The 23081-nt window shown below is 70.9% G+C and carries 17 protein-coding genes; 6 read left to right on the forward strand and 11 right to left on the reverse strand.

Annotated elements, in window-relative coordinates; all coding sequences use genetic code 11:
* Positions 1 to 7 precede the first annotated feature (7 nt).
* The 5 genes from KV205_RS24295 to KV205_RS24315 all read right to left on the reverse strand — a co-directional run bounded on the left by KV205_RS24295 (position 8) and on the right by KV205_RS24315 (position 8941).
* The gene (locus tag KV205_RS24295; protein WP_265866681.1) at positions 8 to 964 is read right to left on the reverse strand and encodes an ABC transporter permease; all 957 of its coding nucleotides are present in this window, start codon (positions 962 to 964) and stop codon (positions 8 to 10) included.
* A complete protein-coding gene (locus KV205_RS24300; RefSeq protein ID WP_265866724.1) occupies positions 957 to 1889 on the reverse strand; it encodes an ABC transporter permease in 933 nt (310 codons plus the stop codon). Before KV205_RS24300 ends, KV205_RS24295 begins: the two co-directional genes overlap by 8 nt.
* Before the next feature lie 172 nt (positions 1890 to 2061).
* The gene (locus KV205_RS24305) at positions 2062 to 3702 is read right to left on the reverse strand and encodes an ABC transporter substrate-binding protein (RefSeq protein ID WP_265866683.1); all 1641 of its coding nucleotides are present in this window, start codon (positions 3700 to 3702) and stop codon (positions 2062 to 2064) included.
* A gap of 455 nt (positions 3703 to 4157) precedes the next feature.
* Entirely contained in the window at positions 4158 to 6059 is a 1902-nt protein-coding gene (typA, locus tag KV205_RS24310; RefSeq protein WP_265866684.1) for a translational GTPase TypA, read from the reverse strand.
* Positions 6060 to 6499: 440 nt separating this feature from the next.
* Positions 6500 to 8941, reverse strand: a complete 2442-nt coding sequence (locus tag KV205_RS24315) for an ABC transporter family substrate-binding protein (RefSeq protein WP_265866685.1) — start codon at positions 8939 to 8941, stop codon at positions 6500 to 6502.
* A 277-nt stretch (positions 8942 to 9218) separates the two neighbouring features.
* On the opposite strand from KV205_RS24315, the gene KV205_RS24320 reads away from it, so the two are divergent.
* From KV205_RS24320 to KV205_RS24335, 4 genes are read left to right on the forward strand one after another with little or no spacing between them, the layout of a single operon-like run.
* On the forward strand, positions 9219 to 9437 hold the full coding sequence (locus KV205_RS24320) for a hypothetical protein (protein WP_265866687.1): 219 nt from the start codon (positions 9219 to 9221) through the stop codon (positions 9435 to 9437).
* Between the two features lie 16 nt (positions 9438 to 9453).
* Positions 9454 to 10275 (forward strand): hypothetical protein, encoded by an 822-nt coding sequence (locus KV205_RS24325; RefSeq protein ID WP_265866689.1) that lies wholly within the window; start codon positions 9454 to 9456, stop codon positions 10273 to 10275.
* Position 10276: 1 nt separating this feature from the next.
* A complete protein-coding gene (locus tag KV205_RS24330; RefSeq protein ID WP_265866690.1) occupies positions 10277 to 12178 on the forward strand; it encodes a fumarate reductase/succinate dehydrogenase flavoprotein subunit in 1902 nt (633 codons plus the stop codon).
* Positions 12175 to 12945, forward strand: a complete 771-nt coding sequence (locus KV205_RS24335; protein WP_265866691.1) for a succinate dehydrogenase/fumarate reductase iron-sulfur subunit — start codon at positions 12175 to 12177, stop codon at positions 12943 to 12945. The genes KV205_RS24330 and KV205_RS24335 overlap by 4 nt, the downstream gene beginning before the upstream one ends.
* A gap of 15 nt (positions 12946 to 12960) precedes the next feature.
* Here the strand turns inward: KV205_RS24335 and KV205_RS24340 are convergent, their stop codons facing one another.
* Positions 12961 to 13986 carry a hypothetical protein gene (locus tag KV205_RS24340; protein ID WP_374214721.1) on the reverse strand — a complete coding sequence of 342 codons (1026 nt, stop codon included), beginning with the start codon at positions 13984 to 13986 and terminating at the stop codon, positions 12961 to 12963.
* Positions 13987 to 14150: 164 nt separating this feature from the next.
* Here KV205_RS24340 and KV205_RS24345 point away from each other — a divergent pair, with 164 nt between their 5' ends.
* Complete coding sequence (locus KV205_RS24345; protein ID WP_265866693.1) at positions 14151 to 16280, forward strand: TPM domain-containing protein; 2130 nt, start codon at positions 14151 to 14153, stop codon at positions 16278 to 16280.
* A gap of 51 nt (positions 16281 to 16331) precedes the next feature.
* On the forward strand, positions 16332 to 17039 hold the full coding sequence (locus KV205_RS24350) for a PspA/IM30 family protein (RefSeq protein WP_265866694.1): 708 nt from the start codon (positions 16332 to 16334) through the stop codon (positions 17037 to 17039).
* Positions 17040 to 17093: 54 nt separating this feature from the next.
* On the opposite strand, the gene KV205_RS24355 is transcribed toward KV205_RS24350, so the two are convergent.
* The 5 genes from KV205_RS24355 to KV205_RS24375 all read right to left on the reverse strand — a co-directional run bounded on the left by KV205_RS24355 (position 17094) and on the right by KV205_RS24375 (position 23055).
* Positions 17094 to 19715: a SpoIIE family protein phosphatase gene (locus tag KV205_RS24355; protein ID WP_265866725.1), complete on the reverse strand. Its 2622-nt coding sequence runs from the start codon at positions 19713 to 19715 to the stop codon at positions 17094 to 17096.
* A gap of 177 nt (positions 19716 to 19892) precedes the next feature.
* The gene (locus tag KV205_RS24360; RefSeq protein WP_265866695.1) at positions 19893 to 20315 is read right to left on the reverse strand and encodes an ATP-binding protein; all 423 of its coding nucleotides are present in this window, start codon (positions 20313 to 20315) and stop codon (positions 19893 to 19895) included.
* 136 nt (positions 20316 to 20451) lie between these two features.
* On the reverse strand, positions 20452 to 20886 hold the full coding sequence (locus KV205_RS24365; protein WP_265866696.1) for a (deoxy)nucleoside triphosphate pyrophosphohydrolase: 435 nt from the start codon (positions 20884 to 20886) through the stop codon (positions 20452 to 20454).
* 25 nt (positions 20887 to 20911) lie between these two features.
* Complete coding sequence (locus KV205_RS24370; protein ID WP_265866697.1) at positions 20912 to 21091, reverse strand: SPOR domain-containing protein; 180 nt, start codon at positions 21089 to 21091, stop codon at positions 20912 to 20914.
* A gap of 221 nt (positions 21092 to 21312) precedes the next feature.
* Complete coding sequence (locus tag KV205_RS24375; protein WP_265866698.1) at positions 21313 to 23055, reverse strand: cytosine permease; 1743 nt, start codon at positions 23053 to 23055, stop codon at positions 21313 to 21315.
* Between the last annotated feature and the right edge of the window lie 26 nt (positions 23056 to 23081).

A 23081-nucleotide genomic window follows, 5' to 3' on the forward strand; every position in this document is an offset into this window, starting at 1 on the left:
GCCCTCCTCAGCGCAGCTTGGGGTCGAGGGCGTTGCGGACGGCTTCGCCGAGCATGATGAACGCCAGGACGGTGATGCTCACCATGATCGACGGGTACAGCAGGATGTGCTGCGACGTACGGATCGCCTGGACACCGGCGGAGATGTCGACACCCCACGAGACGGTCGGGGACGCGAGGCCCAGGCCGAGGTACGACAGGGTGGCCTCGGCCGAGATGTAGCCGCCGAGCGCGATGGTCGCGACGACGATCACCGGGGCCATGGCGTTCGGCAGGATGTGCCGGAACAGGATCCGGGTCGTGCCGGCGCCGAGCGCCTTCGCGGCGTGCACGTAGTCGGCCTGCTTCACCGTGATCACCGCACCGCGCATGACGCGGGTGATCTGCGTCCAGCCGAGGAAGGCCAGGGCGAACACGACGACCCAGATGGTGCGGTCGGTGAAGGCCTGCAGGATGACCATGGCGCCGAGCATGAACGGGATGCCGAAGAAGATGTCGGTGATCCGGGAGAGGATCGCATCCGTGATGCCGCCGAAGTAGCCGGCGATCATGCCCATGATGCCGCCGACGACCGTGACGATCAGCGTGACGGCTACGCCCACGATGATGGAGGCGCGGGTGCCGTAGATCAGGCGGGCGTAGACGGAACGGCCCTGGATGTCGTAACCGAGCCAGCCCTCGGAGCCGATACTGCCCAGCTCGGGCTTGCCGATGTAGTGGTGGCCGAGGTCACCCGCGGTCGGCGAGGCGCTGGTGAACAGGCCCGGGAACGCGGTGATCGTCAGCAGCACCACGATCAGCCCGGCCGACACGATGAAGTACGGGTTGCGGCGCAGGTCGCTCCAGGCGTCGCCCCACAGGGAGCGGGCCTTCTCCGGCTTCTGCGCGGACGTGGAGTTCTCGGCGACGGAGGGAGTGTCGACGACGTCCCCAGCCGCGGCGACGGTCTTGGTCACGTCAGGCATACCGGATCCTCGGGTCCAGGACCGCGTACAGCAGGTCGATGAGCAGACTGGTGACCAGGTAGACGACCACCAGGATGGTGACGAGGCCGACCAGGGTCGAGCCCTCGCGGCGGGTGATCGACTCGTAGATCAGACCACCGACGCCCTTGATGTTGAAGATGCCCTCGGTGACGACCGCACCGCCCATGAGGGCGCCGATGTCGGTGCCCAGGAAGGTGATGACGGGAATCATCGAGTTGCGCATCAGGTGGACGCCGATGACGCGGCGCTTCGGCAGGCCCTTGGCGATGGCGGTGCGCATGTAGTCGGCGCGCAGGTTCTCCGCCATGGACGTACGAGTCAGCCGGGCCACATAGGCGAGCGATAGACCACCGAGCACGACGGCCGGGGCGATCATCTCGGAGAGCAGCTGATCGTTGCTGACGTTCGGCTCCATCCATCCCAGCTGGAAGGCGAAGACCATCTTGATGAGGAAGCCGAGGACGAAGACCGGGATCGAGATGATCAGCAGGGTGAAGATCAGGATGACGTTGTCGGCCAGGCGGCCGGCCTTGAGGCCGGCGACGATGCCGAGCGTCACTCCGAAGACCATCTCGAAGACGAAGGCCAGCGCGGCCAGTTGGAGCGTCACCGGGAAGGCGTCACCCAGCACGTCAGTGACCGGACGGTCGTTCCGGATCTGGGTGCCGAAGTCGAAGTGCAGGATGATGCCGGTCATGTAGTCCCAGTACTGCTTCCACAGTGGCTGGTCCAGACCGAGCTTGTGCCTGATCGCCTCCAGGGTCGCCGGATCGGCGCCCTTGTCGCCGAACAGACCCGCCACGGGGTCGCCGGGCAGGCTGTAGACCATCAGGAAGATCAGCAGGGTTGTCCCGAAGAAAACCGGGATCATCTGGAGCAGTCGTCGTGCGACATAACGCCCCATCATGCCTCCGTTGAGATATCACAGCGGCAGCCGACGGGCCCTCCCGTGACTCGGTACCCGGATCCGGGCACGGCGATGTCATGGGAGGGCCCCCCAGCCACTGCGTTAGGCGCCGGGACGGGCCGACCGACGGGCGGCCGGCTCGTTCACGGCAGGCGGACTACTTCTGGGTTTACTTGTGGACCTCGACGCCGGTCAGGATCGGCTCACCGTCCTGGCCGAACTGCACGCCGGAGACCTTCTCCGAGTAGCCCGCGTTGACCTTGTAGTACCACATGGGGATCGACGGCATGTAGTTGACGAGTTCCTTCTCGATGGCCTGGTAGGCCTTGACGGACTCGTCGAGGGTCGCCGCGGAGTCGGCGGCCGCGATCTTCGCGTCCAGCTCCTTGTTCGAGAAGCCACCCTGGTTGCCGCCCGCACCCGTACGGAACAGGTCCGAGATGAAGTTGGCGTTCACCGGGTAGTCGAGCACCCAGCCGGACCGGTAGAACGACTTGACCTGCTTCGTCTTACGGGCCGTCAGGTCGGCCTGGAAGTCCGGCTTGCTGTCGCCCACGCACTGGATGCTGGTGGCCTGCTGGATGGAGTTGCAGACCGCCTCCACCCACTCCTTGTGACCGCCGTCGGCGTTGAACTGGATGGAGATCTTGTTGCCGGGGACGCCGCCACCGGCCTTGATGAGCTCCTTGGCCTTGGCCGGGTCGTACTTCGTGACGTCGCCCGCCGCGTTCTCCTGGTAACCGAGGACGCCCTTGGCAACCCAGCCGGTCGCCGGCTCACGCGTGCCGTTCAGCACCGTCTTGGTGATGGTGGCGCGGTCGATCGCCATGGACAGGCCCTGGATGACCCGCGGGTCGACCGGCTTCGGCTTGCTCCACTGGTCGGCGTAGAAGGCGACGGCGATCGTCTGGATCGCGGAGTACGGCTGGTCGACGGCACGGTCGCCGAGGTCCTGGCGGTAGACCGGCAGGTCCTTCGGGCCGACCTGGGTGATGACGTCCAGGTTGCCGGACTTCAGGTCCTCGTACGCGGCCTCGAGGCCGGTGTAGTTCTTGAAGACCACACCGCCGTTCTTCGCCTTGTTCGGGCCCTTGTAGCCGTCGTAGCGGACGACCTCGATCTGCTTCTTGTGGTCCCAGCTCTTGAACTTGTAGGGACCGTTGCCGACCGGCGCCTGGCCCGCGGCCTTCGTGTCCTTGTAGAAGGACTCCGCCAGCGGCGCGAAGGAGATGTAGGCGAGCTTGTGACCGAAGTACGGGACGGCCTTCGACAGCTCGATGGTGAAGGTGCTGTCGTCGACGATCTTCAGACCCTCGAGCTTGTCCGCGGTCGGCTTGGCGCCCTCGGCCTCGGGGTGGACCTTGTCGAAGCCCTTGATGTCAGCGAACCAGGACGCGAGGCCCATGGCGTTGTTGACGTTGGCGTTCCAGTTCCACGCGTCCACGTAGGACTTGGACGTGACCGGGGTACCGTCGTGGAAGGTCCAGCCCTGCTTGAGCTTGACGGTCCAGGTCTTGGAGTCCGTCGTGCTGACCGACTCGGCGTTGACCATCTCCAGGGAGCCGTCGGCCTTGTAGTCGACGAGGGTCGAGTAGAGGCCCTTCATGACCGCGGAGCCGTAGGACTCCATCGTGTCACCCGTGTACAGGGGCTTCTCCGGCTCACCGTTCTCGATGGTGAAGATGCCGTTCGGGTCGATGGCGCCGGCGCCGTCCTTGCCCGAGTCGCTCTTACCCCCGCCACAGGCGGTCGCTGCCAGGGCGACGACGATCGCGCCCACTACCCACTTGGCGCTCTTGGCACCGCGCATGGGAGTTCCTCCTCATGAGTCCACTTGTCACTACAAGAGGGGCACTGCGGGTGGTAGCCGACACCCCTGACGGCCTTTCACCCAAGTACCCACAGTGTGCTCGTGAGTCGGCACTCCCCACAGTGCGTGACCCATTGACCCGAGCTCAATGGAGCCAACTATTAAGTACGACCGGGCTGTAAACCACACTTAAGCGGTCTCGGTTTGACAACATCGCCAGGGCCGGGAAGCCCGAAATCCGGACAAAGCGAGCACAGACAGACACCGACGAAACGGACCGTTAACACACGTTCCGGAGAGCGACGGCCGATAACCGGACGGACGGCTTCTGAAACCAGGTTGACGAAACGTTGAGAGTCCGTCCGGAAAAAGGCCCGGCCCCCCGTACGTGGTACGGGGGGCCGGGCCCTGAATGTGATCTTCCGCTCGCCCCCTCAGGAGGCGGACGGGGAAGGTCAGCCGTTCTTCGCGCGCGAGGCGGAGCGGCCGCGCTCCTTCTGGTCCAGGACGACCTTGCGGATGCGGACGGCCTCCGGGGTCACCTCGACGCACTCGTCGTCGCGGCAGAACTCCAGCGACTGCTCCAGGGAGAGCTTGCGCGGCGGCACGATCGCCTCGAAGGAGTCGGCGGAGGAGGAGCGCATGTTGGTGAGCTTCTTCTCCTTGGTGATGTTCACGTCCATGTCGTCGGAGCGCGAGTTCTCGCCGACGATCATGCCCTCGTACACCTCGGTGCCGGGGTCGGTGAACAGGACACCGCGCTCCTGGAGGTTGGTCATCGCGAAGGCGGTGACCGCACCGGCGCGGTCGGCGACCAGCGAACCGTTGTTACGGGTCGTCAGGGTGCCGAACCACGGCTCGTGGCCCTCGTGGATGGAGTGGGCGATGCCCGTACCGCGGGTGTTGGTGAGGAACTCCGTACGGAAGCCGATGAGGCCGCGGGACGGAACGACGAACTCCATGCGCACCCAGCCGGAGCCGTGGTTCGACATGTTGTCCATGCGGCCCTTGCGGACACCCATGAGCTGGGTGACGGCGCCCATGTGCTCCTCGGGCACGTCGACCGTGAGGCGCTCGACGGGCTCGTGGATCTTGCCGTCGACCTCCTTGGTGACGACCTGCGGCTTGCCGATGGTGAGCTCGAAGCCCTCGCGGCGCATCTGCTCGACCAGGATGGCGAGCGCGAGCTCACCACGGCCCTGGACCTCCCAGGCGTCCGGGCGCTCGGTGTCGAGGACGCGGAGCGAGACGTTGCCGATCAGCTCGCGGTCCAGGCGGTCCTTCACCTGGCGGGCGGTGACCTTGCGGTCCTTGACGGCCGACTTGGCCTCGGCGCCCTTGCCGGTGCCGCCGCGGCCGACGAGCGGCGAGGTGTTCGTGCCGATGGTCATCGAGATGGCCGGCTGGTCGACCGTGATCAGCGGCAGCGCGATCGGGTTCTCCGGGTCGGCCAGGGTCTCGCCGATCATGATGTCGGGGATACCGGCGACGGCGCAGATGTCACCGGGGCCGGCGACCTCGGCCGGCTTGCGGGTGAGCGCCTCGGTCATCATCAGCTCGGTGATGCGGACGTTGGAGATCGTGCCGTCGCGCTTGATCCACGCGACCGTCTGGCCCTTGCGCAGTTCGCCCTGCTCGACGCGGAGCAGCGCGATGCGGCCGAGGAAGTTGTCGGCGTCGAGGTTGGTGACGTGGGCCTGGAGCGGCGCGTCCTCCTCGTACGACGGGGCCGGGACGTGCTCCAGGATCGCGGAGAAGAACGGCTCCAGGTTGTCGGAGTCCTGCGGGACCGTGCCGTTCTCCGGCTTGGTCAGCGAGGCGATGCCGTCGCGGCCGCAGGCGTAGACGATCGGGAACTCGATCTGGTCCTCGTCGGCGTCCAGGTCCAGGAACAGGTCGTAGGTCTCGTTGACGACCTCGTCGATCCGGGAGTCCGGGCGGTCCGTCTTGTTGATGCAGAGGATGACGGGCTTGCGCTGCTGGAGGGCCTTGCGCAGCACGAAGCGGGTCTGCGGGAGCGGGCCCTCGGAGGCGTCGACCAGGAGGACGACGGCGTCCACCATCGACAGACCGCGCTCGACCTCGCCGCCGAAGTCGGCGTGGCCGGGGGTGTCGATGATGTTGATCGTGATCGGGGCCCCGCCGTCCTTGGGGTGGTACTTCACCGCCGTGTTCTTGGCGAGGATCGTGATGCCCTTCTCACGCTCCAGGTCGTTCGAGTCCATGACTCGGTCGTCGACCTGCTGGTGGGCGGCGAAGGCACCGGCCTGCTTGAGCATGGCGTCGACGATGGTCGTCTTGCCGTGGTCGACGTGGGCGACGATGGCGACGTTACGGATGTCGTGGCGCGTGGGCATGGGTGGCTTGCGCTTCTCTCGGATCGTGGGAATCGGCGTCAGTTCCTCTTACGCCCGCCGGGCGGACGCGCCACGGCTATGTCCTATGGTACGGGGCCGCCGTGCAAGGGGCTTCCCCGGATCGATCCGAGAGGGTCTACTGGGAGGTTTCAGGGTGTGGGGAGAGTCACGCGGGCCGGGTCAATGGTCCGCTGCGATCGTGCCCGCCCGGGCCTCCGCCGGGCAAGGAACTTGAGCTGCTTCTGAGCTTGCGACTTGGAGTTTCTGCCGCTTTCGGGTAATGGGGCGGTTTCGTGTACGGGGTGGAGGGCGGCGGTCCGAATGGAAGGCGTCCGTCCGGTTGAGCGGGCCGGGGCACGGGCATGGCGAGGGCCCGGCCGGTGCGGCTGCCCGGCCGGGCCCTGGTCCTGGTGGTGCTGGTGCTGGTCCTGCTGAGCGGATCAGCCCTTGTTGCGCTCGGCGCCCTGCGCGCTCTGCGGCTTCTTGTAGCCGATGTCCTGGTAGCGGGGGGCGGCGAAGCCCCAGGCGCCGGCGTTCACCAGCTCCGGCTTGGCCGCGACCAGCTGCGGGCGCTGGTAGAGCGGGATGGAGCCGGCCGCGGCCCAGATCCGGGCGTCGGCCTGGCGGACCAGGTCACGGGCCTCCTCCTCGTCCAGGGTGGCGGCCGCCTGGTCGAAGAGCTGGTCGATGCGGTCGGTGCCGACCCGCGCGTAGTTCTGCTCGACCAGGAGCGAGCCGTCGGAGGCCGGCTCCGGCTTGGCGTAGATCGGCCGGGCGTCGGTCGCCGGGAAGGCGGTGGCGGGCCAGGAGTAGAGGGCCAGGTCGTAGTCGCCGGAGGCGATGTGGTCCTTGAAGAAGCTCTCGTCGGAGACCTTGGTCACCTCGGTGCGGATGCCCACCGCGTCGAGCATCCGGACGATCCGGTCACCGACCGCCCGCAGCGACTCCGAGCCCGGCCCGGACGGCAGCACGAAGCGGAGGCTGAGCGCCTTGCCGTCCTTGCCGAGGGCCTTCGCGGCGGCCGCGTCGACGGCGGCCGGGGCCGCCGGGGCGGCGGAGCCGCGCGGGGCGTAGGCGCCGGCCACCGGCTTGGTGCCCGTACCGGTGTCGAGGGCCGCGGCCTGGCGGAGCAGGGCGGCGCCCTGGAAGGCGGCGACCGGCGCGGGCGCGAGGATGTTGGTGCCGTTCTCGGGGCCGCCGGCGCCGATCAGCGGGCTGGTGCGGCGGTCGCCGGGCTTGTCGTCGCCGACGATGTAGAGCCCCTCGTCGGAGGCGGCGTCGGCGTCCTTCGCGCGGGCCTTCTCGTCGGCGGCCTTCTTCTCCTCGGCCTTCTTGTCGGCGTCCGCCTTCTTCTCGGCATCCGTCTTCTCGGTGTCGGCCTTCTCTTCCGCGTCCGTCTTCTCGGTGTCCTTCTTGGCCGCGTCCTTCTTGGCCGCCTCGCTCCCGGCCTTCGTGCCCGCGGTCGTCGCGGGCTTCTTCAGTGCGCCGCCCGGCACCCAGCCGGCGTCGGCGAGCAGCGCCGCCGCCTCCTTGGTGTCCTGGTCGCCGAGCGCGTCGCTGCTGTCGGCGTAGGCGGCCTGTCCGGCGAGCGCCAGGTGGCTGCCCGGCGGGCGGGCCGGCAGGCCGAGCGGCTTGAGCACGGTCTCGGCGAGCTCCTGCCGGTCGATCGCCCGGGCGACCGCCCGGCGCACCCGCTCGTCGGCGAGCGGCCCGGACTCCCCGTTCAGGGAGAGCTGGGTGTAGGCGGGCTCCAGGGACTTGCGGACCACGAACTTCGCGAGGCCGTTCTGCTCGGCGGCGTACGCGGCGATCGCCTTGCCGTTCTCCTCGCGGGCGGCCCGTACCTCCTCCGCCTTCTCCTCGTCGGAGCCGTGCGCCAGCGCCCACGAGCGCAGGGCGGCGGCCGGGGTGATGCCGGCGCCGGGGCCGTGGGCCAGTGCGGCCTGGGCGCCGCTCTGGCCGGCGCGGGCGTCCCGTACCGCGAGCGCGATCCGCTCGGCGGCGGACCGGTCGATCTCGGCGAGGTCCAGCTTTCCGGAGGCGAGCGCGGCGGCCCGGTCGGCGCGGGGCACGGCGGTCAGGACGAGGCTGTCGAGCTTGGCGGCCTGGCCCCACCAGCGGGGGTTGCGGGCCAGCGTGACACTGCCGCTCTTGCGGTCGACGCTCTTGAGGACGAACGGTCCCGCGGTGGCCTTCAGGGCGGTGCGGGCGCCGTCGTTGAAGGTGTTCGGGGTGCCCATCACCTCCTTCGGGTAGAGCGGGGTGAAGAGCGCCCGCCAGTCGGCGTACGGCTTGGCGAAGGTGACCCGTACCTCCAGGTCGTCCTTGCCGCGCTCGATCTTCTCGATCCGCTCGTACCCGGCGTTGCGGGCGGTCCAGTAGGCGGTGTCGCGGCCGCTGAGCGCGCGCCACTGGGCGACGAAGTCCGGTGCGCCGATCTCCCGGCCGGTGCTCCACACCGCCTGCTGGTTGAGCTTGTAGAGGACGACCTGCTTGGGCTCGGTCTCGACGACCTGCGCGGACTCCAGGTAGTCGGGGTTGAGCTGCGGCCGGCCGCGCTCGTCGAGGGTGTGCAGGGCGGGCAGCACGGCGCCGGCGATGCGCGCGGTGGCGGCGTCGGCGTCGGCCTGGAAGGCGTTGAGGGTGGTGGGCAGTGCGTCGACGGCCCAGCGCACGGTCCCGCCGTCGGCGACCTTGTCGCGCGCGGCCGGCGCGTTGTCCTGGGCGGCGGCGGGCGACTGGTCGCCGCCGTCTCCGGAGCTGCATCCGGCGAGCACGGCCAGGGCGAGGACCGCGCTGCCGAGGGAGGCGACGGAGCGGAGCGTGCGGGAGCGGGGGCTCCTGGAGCATGTCCTTCCGCGAGGGGCGCCGACCTGGGACATGACTTGTACCCCTTCGTCCAGTTTTATGCCATTTGGAGATGATCACACCTATTGCTCATACACTGAAAAGGACGGAGCGGATCCGGTGACGGCGACACGGCGGCACGGCCGGCAAACCCCACTCGTGCGGCCCAATCGCCCCCGAACCGGGGCGCCCCGGACGAGTGGAATCAGGTGCACACGGCTTCCCAAGCGGGATGTGACGCGCGACACTCGCGTGAGTCCCGCAGGCACCGGCGGAAACCGGCGGAAGTCGCTCGCGGAAGTGAGGGCAACCATGTCCGTTCAGGACGACCTGGCGGCCGTCAAGCGCCGTCTGCAGGACCTGGAACGCACGGTCGAAGAGCTGGAACACCGCGTCGGAACGGAACGGGGCACGCCGACCGGGACCCGCGACGAGCCCATGGTGACGATCCCCGACACCCCGTACGACTCCCAGAAGTGGACGGACACCGACGACGAGGGACTGGGAGCACGCGACCGCCACGCGCCGTAGAGCCGAGGAGGCCCTGTTGGCCACAGGTACGGAACCCCCTTCAGCGACCACGGGGGTGCGCTCGCCCGGGCGCGCCTCCCTCGCCGCCCGCCATCTGCGCACCGACCGCTGGTGGCTGGCACCGGCCGCCACCACCGTCGGACTGCTCGCCTTCGTCGCCTACTCGACCTGGCGGGCCTTCGCGAACGCCCACTACTACGCCGCCCCCTACGTCTCCCCGTTCTACTCGCCCTGCCTCGCCGAGAACTGCGTCCCGATGCGCGGCGGCCCCAACTGGGAGATCTTCGGCAGCTGGTGGACCCTCTCCCCCGCCCTGCTGATCCTGGTCTTCCCGCTCGGCTTCCGGCTGACCTGCTACTACTACCGGAAGGCCTACTACCGGGGCTTCTGGGCCTCTCCGCCGGCCTGCGCGGTGGCCGAACCCCACCGCACGTACACCGGCGAGACCCGCTTCCCGCTGATCCTGCAGAACATCCACCGGTACTTCTTCTACCTCGCCCTGCCGGTCGCCGGGATCCTCACCTACGACACCGCGCTGACCTTCCGGGACGCCTCCTACGACTGGGGGCACATGGGGCTCGGCAGCCTGATCTTCCTCGTCAACATCGTCCTCATCTGGGCGTACACCCTGTCCTGCCACTCCTGCCGGCACATCGTCGGCGGCCGGCTGCGGCACTTCTCGAAGCACCCCGTCCGCTACCGGCTGTGGACCTGGGTCGGCCGGCTGAACCGCCGTCACATGCGGCTCGCCTGGGCCTCGCTGATCAGCGTCGCCGTCTGCGACCTGTACGTGTACCTGCTCGCCACCGGCGCCTTCGACGACCCGAGGTTCTTCTGACATGACTTCTGTGGAACGCCAGCGGTGGGACGTGATCGTGGTCGGCGCCGGCGGCGCCGGGCTGCGCGCGGCGATCGAGGCACGGCAGCGGGGCGCCCGTACCGCCGTCATCTGCAAGTCCCTCTTCGGCAAGGCGCACACCGTGATGGCCGAGGGCGGCATCGCCGCCGCCATGGCCAACGCCAACCCGCACGACACCTGGCAGACCCACTTCCGCGACACCATGCGCGGCGGGAAGTTCCTCAACCAGTGGCGGATGGCCGAGCTGCACGCCCAGGAGGCCCCCGACCGGGTGTGGGAGCTGGAGACCTGGGGCGCGCTCTTCGACCGGACGGCGGACGGGCGGATCTCGCAGCGCAACTTCGGCGGCCACGAGTACCCGCGGCTCGCGCACGTCGGCGACCGCACCGGCCTGGAGCTGATCCGCACCCTCCAGCAGAAGACCGTCGCGCTGCAGCAGGAGGACTTCCGGGAGACCGGCGACCACGAGAGCCGCCTGAAGGTCTTCCAGGAGTGCACGGTCACCCGCATCCTGAAGGACGGCTCGGGCCGGGTCGCGGGGGTCTTCTGTTACGAGCGGGAGACCGGCCGCTTCTTCGTCCTGGAGGCCCCCGCGGTCGTCCTCGCGACCGGCGGCATCGGCAAGTCCTTCAAGGTGACGTCGAACTCCTGGGAGTACACGGGCGACGGGCACGCGCTCGCGCTGCTCGCCGGGGCGCCGCTGATGAACATGGAGTTCGTGCAGTTCCATCCGACCGGGATGGTCTGGCCGCCGTCGGTGAAGGGGATCCTCGTCACCGAGTCGGTGCGCGGCGACGGCGGGGTGCTCAGGAACTCCGAGGGCAAGCGGTTCATGTTCGACTACGTCCCCGAGGTCTTCAAGGAGAAGTACGCGCAGTCGGAGGAGGAGGGCGACCGCTGGTACGAGGACCCGGACCACAACCGGCGCCCGCCCGAGCTGCTGCCGCGCGACGAGGTGGCGCGGGCGATCAACGCCGAGGTGAAGGCGGGCCGCGGCTCCCCGCACGGCGGGGTCTTCCTCGACGTGTCGACGCGGATGCCGGCCGAGGTGATCCGGCGCCGGCTGCCCTCGATGTACCACCAGTTCAAGGAGCTCGCGGACGTCGACATCACGGCCGAGCCGATGGAGGTCGGGCCGACCTGCCACTACGTGATGGGCGGCATCAACGTCGACTCGGAGACCGCCGCCACGGTGGGCGTGCCCGGTCTCTTCGCGGCCGGCGAGGTCGCCGGCGGCATGCACGGCTCCAACCGGCTCGGCGGGAACTCGCTCTCCGACCTGCTGGTGTTCGGCCGCCGCGCCGGACTGCACGCGGCGGAGTACGCGGCGGGCGCCGAGGCCTTCCAGGTCGGCGAGGAGGCGGTGGCGGCGGCCCGGACGGAGGCGCTGGCCCCGTTCGACGGCGAGTCCTTCGGCGAGGCCGCCGAGAACCCGTACACCCTCCATCAGGAACTCCAGCAGACGATGAACGACCTGGTCGGGATCATCCGGCGGGAGGGCGAGATGGCCGAGGCCCTGGAGCGGATCGCGGCGCTGCGCGAGCGGGCGCGGCGGGTCGCCGTCGAGGGCCACCGGCAGTTCAACCCCGGCTGGCACCTCGCCCTCGACCTGCGCAACATGCTCCTGGTCAGCGAGTGCGTGGCGCGGGCGGCCCTGGAACGCACCGAGTCCCGCGGCGGCCACACCCGGGAGGACCGCCCCGGCATGGACCGCTCCTGGCGCCCGGTGAACCTGCTGTGCCGGACCGAGGGCGAGGGCATCGCCCTGGAACGGGTGCGGACGGAGCCGATCCGCCCCGATCTGCTCGCCCTGTTCGAGAAGGAGGAGCTGGCCAAGTACCTCGCCGAGGAGGAGCTGGAGTCGAAGGGGCTGGACGCATGAGTACGTACGAGGCACGGTTCCGGGTCTGGCGGGGCGACGCGGAGGGCGGCGAGCTCACCGACTACACGGTGGAGGTGCACGACGGCGAGGTGGTCCTCGACATCATCCACCGCCTCCAGGCCACCCAGGCCCCCGACCTGGCCGTCCGCTGGAACTGCAAGGCCGGCAAGTGCGGCTCCTGCTCGGCCGAGATCAACGGCCGCCCCCGGCTGCTCTGCATGACCCGGATGTCGGTCTTCGACCGCGACGAGACGGTCACCATCACCCCGATGCGCGCCTTCCCGGTCATCCGAGACCTGGTCACGGACGTCTCCTTCAACTACGCGAAGGCCCGCGAGATCCCGGCCTTCGTCCCGCCCGCCGGCCTCGCGCCCGGCGAGTACCGGATGCGGCAGGAGGACGTCGACCGCTCGCAGGAGTTCCGCAAGTGCATCGAGTGCTTCCTGTGCCAGAACACCTGCCATGTCGTCCGCGACCACGAGGAGAACAAGCCCGCCTTCGCCGGCCCCCGCTTCCTCATGCGCATCGCCGAACTCGACATGCACCCCCTCGACGCCGCCGAGGACTCCGGCCTCGACCGCCGCCGCACGGCCCAGGACGATCACGGCCTCGGCTACTGCAACATCACCAAGTGCTGCACCGAGGTCTGCCCCGAGTCCATCGCCATCACCGACAACGCCCTGATCCCGATGAAGGAACGCGTGGCGGACCGCAAGTACGACCCGGTGGTCTGGCTGGGCAGCCGCATCCGCCGCCGCAAGGGGTGAGCCTGGCGGGGCCGGTCAGTGCCAGCCCTCCCGGTAGGCCAGCCAGTCGCCCTCCTCCGCCGCGAAGTCGACGTACAGCGCCACCCCGAACCGGTCCCGGCCCGCGTCCGTCCGGCCCAGGCCCAGGCGGACGCCGCGGACGGCGGCCGAGACCGTTTCGGCGGACTCGTGGTGGCCGAGGTCGTCCTCGTGGAAGAAGGGGAGACCCATGAGGAGGTCGGTGTCCTCGGGGGTGACCTCCAGGGCGAGGGCGGTCTGCTGGGCGACATAGCCTCCGTAGAGGCCTTCCAGGGGCATCCAGGTGTCGTAGGACATGACGGCTATCTGGTCGACGCGGCGGGCGACCTGGCCGAAGAACTCCTGGGACCACCACTTCTCGCTGCCGTTGGACGAGACCGCGCCGAGCACCGTGTGCGCGCCCGGGAGCGGGTCTATCTGGTGGGCGGCGACGGAGAGCGGGGCCTTGCGGGGGCGGGTGAGGGCGCGGAGGTCGTCGAGGAGGGAGAGGTAGTCGGCGTCGTCGGAGTGGAGCGGCTCCAGGTCGAAGTGGACGCCCTCGAAGCCGGCGTCGAGGACCTGCCGGGCCGAGGTCACCACGGCCGCGCGGGTGCCGGCGTCCTCCAGGCGCAGGCCGTCGGGGCCCTCGGTGGCGAGGACGTCGCCGAGCCAGGCGTGCACCCGTATGCCGGGCATCGTGCGGTGCACGGCGTCGACGAGCCAGCGCGCCCGGGGGTGGCGGGCGGCGGGCAGGGTGCCGTCGTGTTCGAGAGGTCCGGCGTGCACGTACAGGTCACGGATGCCGGTGCCCTTGATCCGGGCGGCGAAGGCGGCCACGTCGGCGTCCTTCTTCCGGCCGTCGACCCAGGCGTGCCCGAGCCATATCGCGTCCTTGCCCCGGCTCTTCGCGTCCTCGCGCAGATCGCCGGTGTCGTTGAGGCGCAGGGCCGTGCCCGCGACGAGCACCGGCACGACGAGCGCCAGGACGAGTCCGAGGACCCACCAACGGCCCCGTCGCCACACGCGCTTCCACCGTCCGTCCAACCGTCCGTTCAACCGGTCCCCCCAGGCTTGTCGTATCACTGGAACCACCGTAGCGATGATTACTGACAGTGACGCGAGCCTGTGGAGAATGGTTTCGTCCCACCCGAACCCCACCCGGTCCCGCCCGGTCGCGCCCACGCAAACCCGGACATAGCCTCCCTCATGTGACGCGAATAGCCGCCCGAGCCCTGCTCTCGGTCCTGGTGGCGACGTGGTGGCTGGTCGTGCCCGCCGTTCACGGCGCCCACGCCGACGACCCCGTCGTGCTGTCCCGCGAGGGCCAGATCACCGACCGGGTCGACGCGCTGGGCGACCGGCGGCCGGAGGTGGTCCGGGCGCTCGACGGCCTCTACGACGCGCGCCGCGTCCAGCTCTTCGTCGTCTACGTACGGGACTTCTCCGCCAGCCCCGCCCAGACCTGGGCCGACGCCACCGCCGAGCGCAACGGACTCGGCCCCGACGACGTGCTGCTCGCCGTCGCCACCCACGACCGCCAGTACGGCTACTCCGCCGACCCCGGCTCCCGCCTCACCCAGGCCCAGCTGGACGACGTCGCCCGCACCGCGATCGAGCCCGCCCTGCGGCAGAACGACTGGGCCGGCGCGGCGATCGGCGCCGCGAACGGCTACACCGCCGTGCTCGCCGGACAGCCCGTGCCCGCCCCCGCCATCACCCCCGGCCCGGCCGACCCCGGCGGCGGCAGCGGCTCCGGCGAGGACTCGCCCTCCGCCTCCGACCTCGTCCTGCCCGTGGTCCTGGTCGGCGGCGCGGGCGCCGTCGCCGCCTACGCGTACACCAGACGCCGCCGCAGGACCCAGACCCGCACCACCCCCGGCGGCGGGGGCTGGGGCTCCGCCGCCGGGGGCACCGGCTGGGGCGCTCCGAAAGGGCTGCCCCCGCTGCCCCCGCTCGACGAGGTGGACGGCAGGGCGCGGCAGGCGCTCGTCGCCACCGACGACGCCGTCCGCACCAGCGAGGAGGAACTGGGCTTCGCGACCGCCCAGTTCGGCGACGAGGCGGTGAAGCCGTTCACGGCGGCGGTGGCGTACGCGCGGGGCGAGCTGACCGCGGCGTTCCGGCTGCGGCAGCAGCTCGACGACGCCTTCCCCGAGGACGACGCGACCCGCCGCACCATGCTGGAGGAGATCCTCCGCCGCTGCGCGGACGCCGACGCCCGCCTCGACACCGAGGCGGCGGACTTCGACCGGCTGCGGGACCTGGAGCGCACCGCGCCGGACGCGCTCGCCGCCGTGGAGGCCGCGTTCCGCGAGCAGACCGGCCGGGTCGGCAGCGCCGAGGCGGCGCTGACCGCGATGCGCGAGCGCTACACCGAGTCCGCCGCGGCCCCCGTCTCCGGCGACGTCGAACAGGCCAAGGACCGTCTGGTGTTCGCCACCGCCACCGTCGACCAGGCCCGGCAGCTGATCGACCGGGGCGACAACGGCGGCGCCGCCGTGCAGATCCGGGCCGCCGAGGGCGCCGTCGACCAGGCGGCCCGGCTGATCGAGGCCGTGGACCGGCGCGCCCAGGAGCTCGCGGAGGCGGTGGGCAAGCTGTCCGGGGCGCTGTTCGAGACCGAGGCCGACCTCGCCGACGCCCGCGGTCTCCTGGAGGGCACCGAGGAGGGCGTGCCGACGGCCGACCTGCGGGGCCGGATCGGGCGGGCCGATTCGGTGCTCGCGGCGGTGCGGACGGCGATGGAGTCCGGCCGTTACGACCCGCTCGACGCGCTGCGCCGGGTCGAGGAGGCGGACACCGCGCTCGACGAGGCCCTGGCCGGCGCCCGGGAGCACGCGTCGGGCTCGCGGCGGGCCCGGGCGCTGCTCGACCAAGCGCTCCTGACGGCCCGTTCCGCGATCGGCGCCGCCGCCGACTACGTGACGACGCACCGCGGCGCGGTCGGCGCCGAGGCCCGCACCCGCCTCGCCGAGGCGCAGCGGCGGCTCGACCGGGCGGAGCAGCTGGCGGAGGAGGACCCGGCGGCGGCGCTGTCCGAGGCCCAGCAGGCGGACGCGCTCGCCCGCCGCGCCCAGGACCTCGCCGAGCAGGACGTACGCCGGTACGGAAATCCCAACGGCCTCGGCGGTGCCACCGGCGGTGTCGCGGGCTCCGGGGGCGGCGGCCTCGGCGGGGCGGTGCTCGGCGGCATCATCCTGGGCGGTCTGTTCGGCGGCGGCCCGTCCCGAGGCGGGTCCGGCGGGTCCGGGGGCTTCGGGGGCGGTTTCGGCGGCGGTCCCGGCAGCTTCGGCGGCGGGGGCACGCGCGGCCGGCTGGGCGGTGGCGGCCGCTTCTGAACCTCCCCGCTCCCGCCCGTACTCCCGTACCCCTGCAAGGAGAAGAACGACATGAGCAAGCAGACCGTCCTCGGCCGGGTCACCCAGCTCGCGAAGGCCAACATCAACGCCCTCCTCGACCAGGCGGAGGATCCGCAGAAGATGCTCGACCAGCTGATCCGCGACTACGCGAACAACATCGCGGAGGCGGAGGAGGCGGTGGCGGCGACCATCGGCAATCTGCGGCTGATGGAGCAGGACCACGCGGAGGACGTCGCCGCGGCGAAGGAGTGGGGTGAGAAGGCGCTCGCCGCGAGCCGCCGGGGCGACCAGATGCGGGCCGGCGGGCAGACCGACGAGGCGGACCGCTTCGACAACCTCGCCAAGGTCGCGCTCGGCCGCCAGCTCCAGTCGGAGAAGGAGGCGCAGACGGCCGAGCCGACCATCGCCGCCCAGACCGAGGTCGTACAGAAGCTGCGGACCGGCCTCGACCAGATGAAGACGAAACTGGGCGAGCTGCAGGCCAAGCGGGACGAGCTGGTCGCGCGGGCGAAGTCGGCGCAGGCGCAGAACACGATGATGGACGCGGTGAAGGACATCGACGTGCTCGATCCGTCGAGCGAGCTGAGCCGCTTCGAGGACAAGGTGCGCAGGGAGGAGGCGAAGGCGCTGGGCAAGCAGGAGCTCGCCGCCTCGTCCCTGGACGCGCAGTTCGAGCAGCTCGACGCGCTCGGCGACCAGGCCGAGATCGAGGCCCGGCTCGCCGCTCTCAAGGGCTGAGTGCCCTCAAGGGCTGAGTCCCCTCAAGGGCCGAGCGGGCCTTCGCCCTCGGGGTCAGAACATGCTGAGCAGCTGCTCGACCGTCGGCTCCGCGTTCCCGTCGCCGTCCGGCAGCGGGAGTTCGAACCACACCGTCTTGCCGCGCGGGGTGCGGCGCGAGCCCCAGGCGGCGCTGAGCAGGCCGACAAGTTGGAGGCCGCGGCCGCCCTCGTCGGTGTCCTTGGCCCGGCGGCGGCGCGGCTGGACCAGGCCCGCGTCCCACACCTCGCAGACCAGGGTGCGGTCGCGGAGCAACCGCAGCCGGATCTCGCCCTCGCCGTAGCGCAGGGCATTGGTGACGAGTTCGCTGACGAGGAGTTCGACGGTGTCGACCAGGGCTTCGAGGTTCCAGGTGGTGAGCTGCGCGCGGGCGAGTTCGCGGGCCCGGCCGACCGAGCGGGGTTCCCTGGGCAGCCGCCAGTCGCCGACCGCCTCGCTGGGCAGTCCCTGGATACGGGCCATCAGGAGGGCGATGTCGTCCTCGCCGTGGCGGGTGTCGAGGGTGCTGAGGACGTGGTCGCAGACGTCCTCGAGCGGCCGGCCGCGGTTGGTGAGGGCGCTGCGGAAGGCGCTCAGTCCCTCGTCGAGCGGGTGGTCGCGGGATTCGACGAGCCCGTCGGTGTAGAGCGCGAGCAGTGCGCCCTCGGGCAGCTCGACCTGCACCTCCTCGAAGGGTTCGCCGCCGACGCCGAGCGGCATTCCGGGCGGTACGTCGAGGAGCAGGGCCTCGCCGTCGGGTTCGACGAGGACCGGCGGGAGGTGGCCGGCGTTGGCGAAGGTGCAGCGCCGGGTGACCGGGTCGTAGACGGCGTAGACGCAGGTGGCGAGGTAGACCTCGGAGAGTTCGGGGCCGCGGGCCTTGTGGGCGCGGCCGGACTGCTGGGCGCCGGCGGGGGCGCCGAGGCCGCGGGCGATCTCGTCGAGGTGGGAGAGGACCTCGGCGGGTTCGAGGTCGAGCTGGGCGAGGGTGCGTACGGCGGTGCGGAGTTCGCCCATGGCGACGGCGGCGCGCAGGCCGCGGCCCATGACGTCGCCGATGACGAGGGCGGTGCGGTGGCCGGGGAGTTCGATGACGTCGAACCAGTCGCCGCCGACCTCGGAGCCTACGGTGCCGGGGAGGTAGCGGCAGGCGATGTCGAGGCCGGCGGCCTCGGGGTCGCCGGGGGGCAGCAGGCTGCGCTGGAGGATGAGGGCGCGTTCGTGTTCGCGCCGGTAGAGGCGGGCGTTGTCGATGCAGACGGCGGCGCGGGCGGCGAGTTCGACGGCGAGGGCGCGGTCGCGCTCGCCGAAGGGTTCGCTGCCCTTGACGCGGGAGAACTGGGCGAGGCCGACGACGGTGTCGTGGGCGACCATCGGCACGACGAGGGTGGACTGCACGAGGCTGCCCTCGGCGCCGGGGACGGTGCGCACCCGGCCGGTGCGCAGGGCGCCGGCGCAGGCCGAGTTGAAGGGGTAGTGGTGGACGGCGCCGACCTGGATGGGGTGTTCGTCGCAGCACAGGTCGAGGCCGGTGGCCGCCGGAGTGCCGGTCGCCTCGGCGGGGGCGCCCGGGGCCGGGGCCGGTACCGGCCCCGGTACGGCGTCGTCGCCGCTGGGCCGGGGCTTGCCGACGCGCACGGGGTTGTCGGGTACGGCGCTGGCGACGGCGACCCGGCGCAGTTCGGCGCTCCCGGAGCCGTAACCGACGTCCTGGGGGCTGCCCCAGCGTCCGGGCGGGGCCTCGTCGCCGGTGAGCAGCCCCTGGTAGAGGTCGACGGCGGCGAGGTCGCAGAAGCCGGGGACGGTGACGTCGAGCAGCTCGCGGGCGGTGGCCTCCAGGTCGAGGGTGTTGCCGATGCGGGCGCCGGCCTCGTTGAGCAGGGCGAGGTTGCGGCGGGCGCTGGCGGCCTCGCGGGCCGCGTTGTAGCGGCGGGTGACGTCGATGCCGAGGCCGGCGACGCCGATCGGGCGGCCGGAGCCGCTGTGCACGCGGTAGAGGTTGATGGCCCAGTGGCGGCGGTCCTTGGCGCCGGGGGCGGCTCCGACGATCTCCAGGTCGGTGACGGACTCCCCGGTCTCCAGGACCTTGCGGAGCGCGGCGGTCATCCGGTCGGCCTCGGCGCGCGGCAGGTAGTCGTGGACGGTGCGGCCGCGGTGGTCGTCGGCGTTGCCGCCGAAGACGGTGGCGAAGCGGCGGTTGGCGCGCTTCACGGTGAGGTCGGTGCCGAAGAGCAGAAAGCCGAAGGGGGATTGGCCGAAAATGGCCTGCGAGGCGGCGAGGTCGGTCTCGATCCGGCGCAGCGCCCGGACGTCGACCACGATGCACAGCGCGGCCCGCTCACCGCTCTCGGTCTCACTGGGCATCACGTACATCTCGGCGAGGCCGTGCGGGCGGTCCTCACCGGGGATCCGGAACGGGACGAGGCCCGTCCACTCCTTGCCGTCGAGGATCTCGCGCACCCTGCGGTGGCCGCGGTCGCGCAGGTCGGGGGGCATGAACGCGTCCACCGGGTCCTTGCCCCTGGCGTCCTCGGCGGTCACGCCGAACAGCTCGACGGCACGCCTGCTCCACTGGTCGACCAGCCCGTCGGGGCCTATCGAGAAGGAGGCGACCCGGATGTAGTCATAGATCGACCCGGGCGGGCTGTTCTGCCACATGACACCACTCGGCGTCTCAGGTATCTCGCTCACGCGACCGTCCCCTCCAGCTCACCGCACCGGACCGGCCATGACCGAAGTATTCAGCACCACGGCCCCCGTCGGCACGACGTTCACGATCACAGGGTGGTCTCGTTCGTTTCCGGCCGAGTCCCGCTGATCGTCGTCCCACCCTGTTTACTCACCAGGGAGGGCCAGCTCGAACCACACGGTTTTCCCGTCGTGCCCGGTACGGGTGCCCCAGCGGCGTGCGGAACAGGCCACGAGCTGGAGTCCGCGGCCGCCCTCGTCGTCGGGTCCGGCGGGTCGTTCGGTGGGCTTGTCCGGAAGCGGATCGGAGACTTCCACGAGGAGCGCGGGGCCGTGTCCGGGGCCGGTGCCGTCGGGGCCGACGCGGACCAGGCGGACGCCGATGGGGCCGGAGGCGTAGCGCAGGGAGTTGGTGACGAGCTCGCTGACGAGGAGGACGGTGACGTCGCCGATCACATGGTCGAGCCGCCAGGACCGCAGGGTGTCGCGGACCGCGTGACGAGCCGTGCGCACGGCGTTGGCCTCCGCGGGAAAGTGCCACTCGGCGCAGTCGCCTTCGGTGTCGATCACGAGGCCCACGTCCTATTTCGGGGGGTTAATCACGACATACCCGAAATATGGAGCGGGATATCCCGCCGGTTGGGCCCGTCGGCGCACGGTGGCACGAACGGCGTAGGAGATGACCCCTCACGCCTCCGTACGCGCCCTAGGAGGCGTACGGCGCGGCCGGGAGTCGGAGCGCGGCCTCGGCGACGGCGGGGCGGTCCTGGTCGAGCCAGTCGACGGAGTCGAGTTCGTGGCGGGCGAGCCAGCGCAGCTCGTCGTGGTCCTCCAGGGGCTCGGGTTCACCGGAGAGCAGCCGGGCGGTCCACACCCACAGCACATAGCCGGGCTTGAGCGGCCATGCGCCGGGGATCCGCTCGACGGCCTCGGTCTCCACCCCGAGCTCCTCGCGCAACTCCCTGACCAGGGCCTCCTCGGGGCTCTCGCCGGGCTCCAGCTTGCCGCCGGGCAGCTCCCAGCGGCCGGCCAGCTCGGCGGGGGCGCTGCGGCGCGCGGCGAGCAGCCGGCCGCCGTCGCAGAGCGCGCCGGCGACGACCACGACGGGGTCGGGGCGGTGGTCGGGGTGGTGATCGGTCATGGGCCGGAGCCTAACCGGGGCAGACTCAAAGGGCGGGCTGTCCGATGCGCTCGACCCAGTAGAGCTGCTTGTGACCGCGGGCGTCGAGACTGTCGGCGACCTTCTGGGCCTCGTCCTCGGTCGCGTACCGGCCGACGCGGTAGCGGTTGCCGTTGTCGTCCTGCCGTATGACCAGCCAGGCAAGGTCGGGACCGCTGTCGCTCATCGGGCTTCTCCCTCCGCCGGTCCGGCCGCCATCTCTAACGATCTCCTGGAAACCGCAATGCGCATATGCCTGACCTTACGCCTGACATTTACGCAGCGGATACGGGTTTTCACAAAGAGATACGTATCTGGCCAGTAACAACCGGCGGAAGGGGAGTTTCCGGGGGCTGCAGACGGGCTGCGGGACGTCCGCAGGACGGGTGTTCGCCCGGTGACGGGGGCTCAGCCGGCGTCGGGGGCGGCCTCGGGAGCACCCTCCGGCGCCGCCCCACGGACCGTGGGCAGCGGCAGCAGTACGAGGCCGGTGGCGGCGGCCGGGTCCTTGCGGCAGAGGTCGTCGCACCCGGCGTCGAGCGAGCAGCACAGGGAGCAGACCGGCCCGGCGTGGGCGGGGCAGTCGGCGATGTCGGGCAGCTCGTACGCGGTCTCGCACACCGCGCACTCCAGGGTGGCCGTCTCGTCGGCGGCGCCCGTCGCCGCCGGCCCCACCACCGGGTTCGGCCTGGCCAGGTAGTACTTGCCCTTCGTCGCCCACGCGATGAGCGGACAGAGGACAAGCGCGAGACCGGCCGCGATGAAGGTCGAGAAGGCCTCCGCGTACCGGCCGAAGACCCCGAAGAAGGCGAGGATCGACACCACCGAGGCGACCGTCATGGCGCCGAAGCCGGCCGGGTTCACGGCGTACAGATAGGCGCGCTTGAACTCGATGTACGGCGGGCTCCAGCCGGCCCGCTTGTTGATGACGAGGTCGGCGGCGACGGCCGCGATCCAGGCGATGCCGACGTTGGAGTAGAAGCCGAGGAGCTTGCCCAGGGCCGCGAACATGTTCATCTCCATCAGCGTCAGCGCGATGGCGAGATTGAGGAAGATGTACCAGACCCGGCCCGGGTGCCGGTGGGTGACGCGGGAGAAGAAGTTCGACCAGGACAGCGAGCCGCTGTAGGCGTTGGTGACGTTGATCTTGATCTGGGAGACGATCACGAAGAGCGCGGCGGCCGGCAGCGCGAAGGAGCCGAGCCAGGGCTTGAGCGCCTCGATCTGCGGGGCGATCGGCTCCAGGGCGTGGGTCGCGCCGACGGCCTCCAGGGCGACGAAGGCGAGGAACGCGCCGCCGAGCTGCTTGGCCGCGCCGATCACCACCCAGCCGGGGCCGGCGGCGAGCACGGCGAGGTTCCAGCGCACCCGGTTCCGCTCGGTCTTCGCGGGCATGAAGCGCAGATAGTCGGCCTGTTCGCCGATCTGCGCGATGAGGGAGAGCGCGACGCCGGTGCCGAGTCCGAAGCCGATCCACGAGAAGCCGGCGCCCGCGCCCTCCGTGCCGCCGAAGGACGTGAACGCGCCCCAGGCCTCCGGCGCCTCGAACGCGAGCACCAGGAAGGGCAGCACCAGGCCGATCAGCCACAGCGGCTGCGTCCACGCCTGCACCTTCGCGAGCGCGCCCATGCCGCGGAAGACGATCGGGATCACGATCAGCGTGGTGAGCAGATAGCCGGCCGGGAGCGGAAGGCCGACGGCCTGGTGCATGGCCTGGGCCATGATCGAGCCTTCGAGCGCGAAGAAGATGAAGGTGAAGGAGGCGTAGATGAGCGAGGTGAGCGTCGAGCCGAAGTAGCCGAAGCCCGCGCCCCGGGTGATCAGGTCCATGTCCAGGCCGTACCGGGCGCAGGCGCGGGCGATGGGGATGCCGGTGAGGAAGATGATCACGGCGGCGGTCAGGATCGAGGCGAGCCCGCTGGTGAAGCCGTAGGTGAAGACGATCGAGGCGCCGATGGCGAAGTCGGCGAGGTACGCGATGCCGCCGAGCGCGGTGCCGGCGACGGTGCCGGGCGACCAGCGCCGGAAGGAGTGCGGCGCGTAGCGCAGCGAATAGTCCTCGCGGCTCTCGTCGGCGGCCAGCTTCGCGTAGCGGCGGCGCGGTGGCGGCGGCTGCGCCGCCGAGGTGTCACGGGCGACCGTGTCCGTCATGAGGGTCCCTCTCGTCCGACCGGGGT

This window comes from Streptomyces sp. SKN60 (assembly GCF_026236535.1).
Classification (GTDB): Bacteria; Actinomycetota; Actinomycetes; order Streptomycetales; family Streptomycetaceae; genus Streptomyces.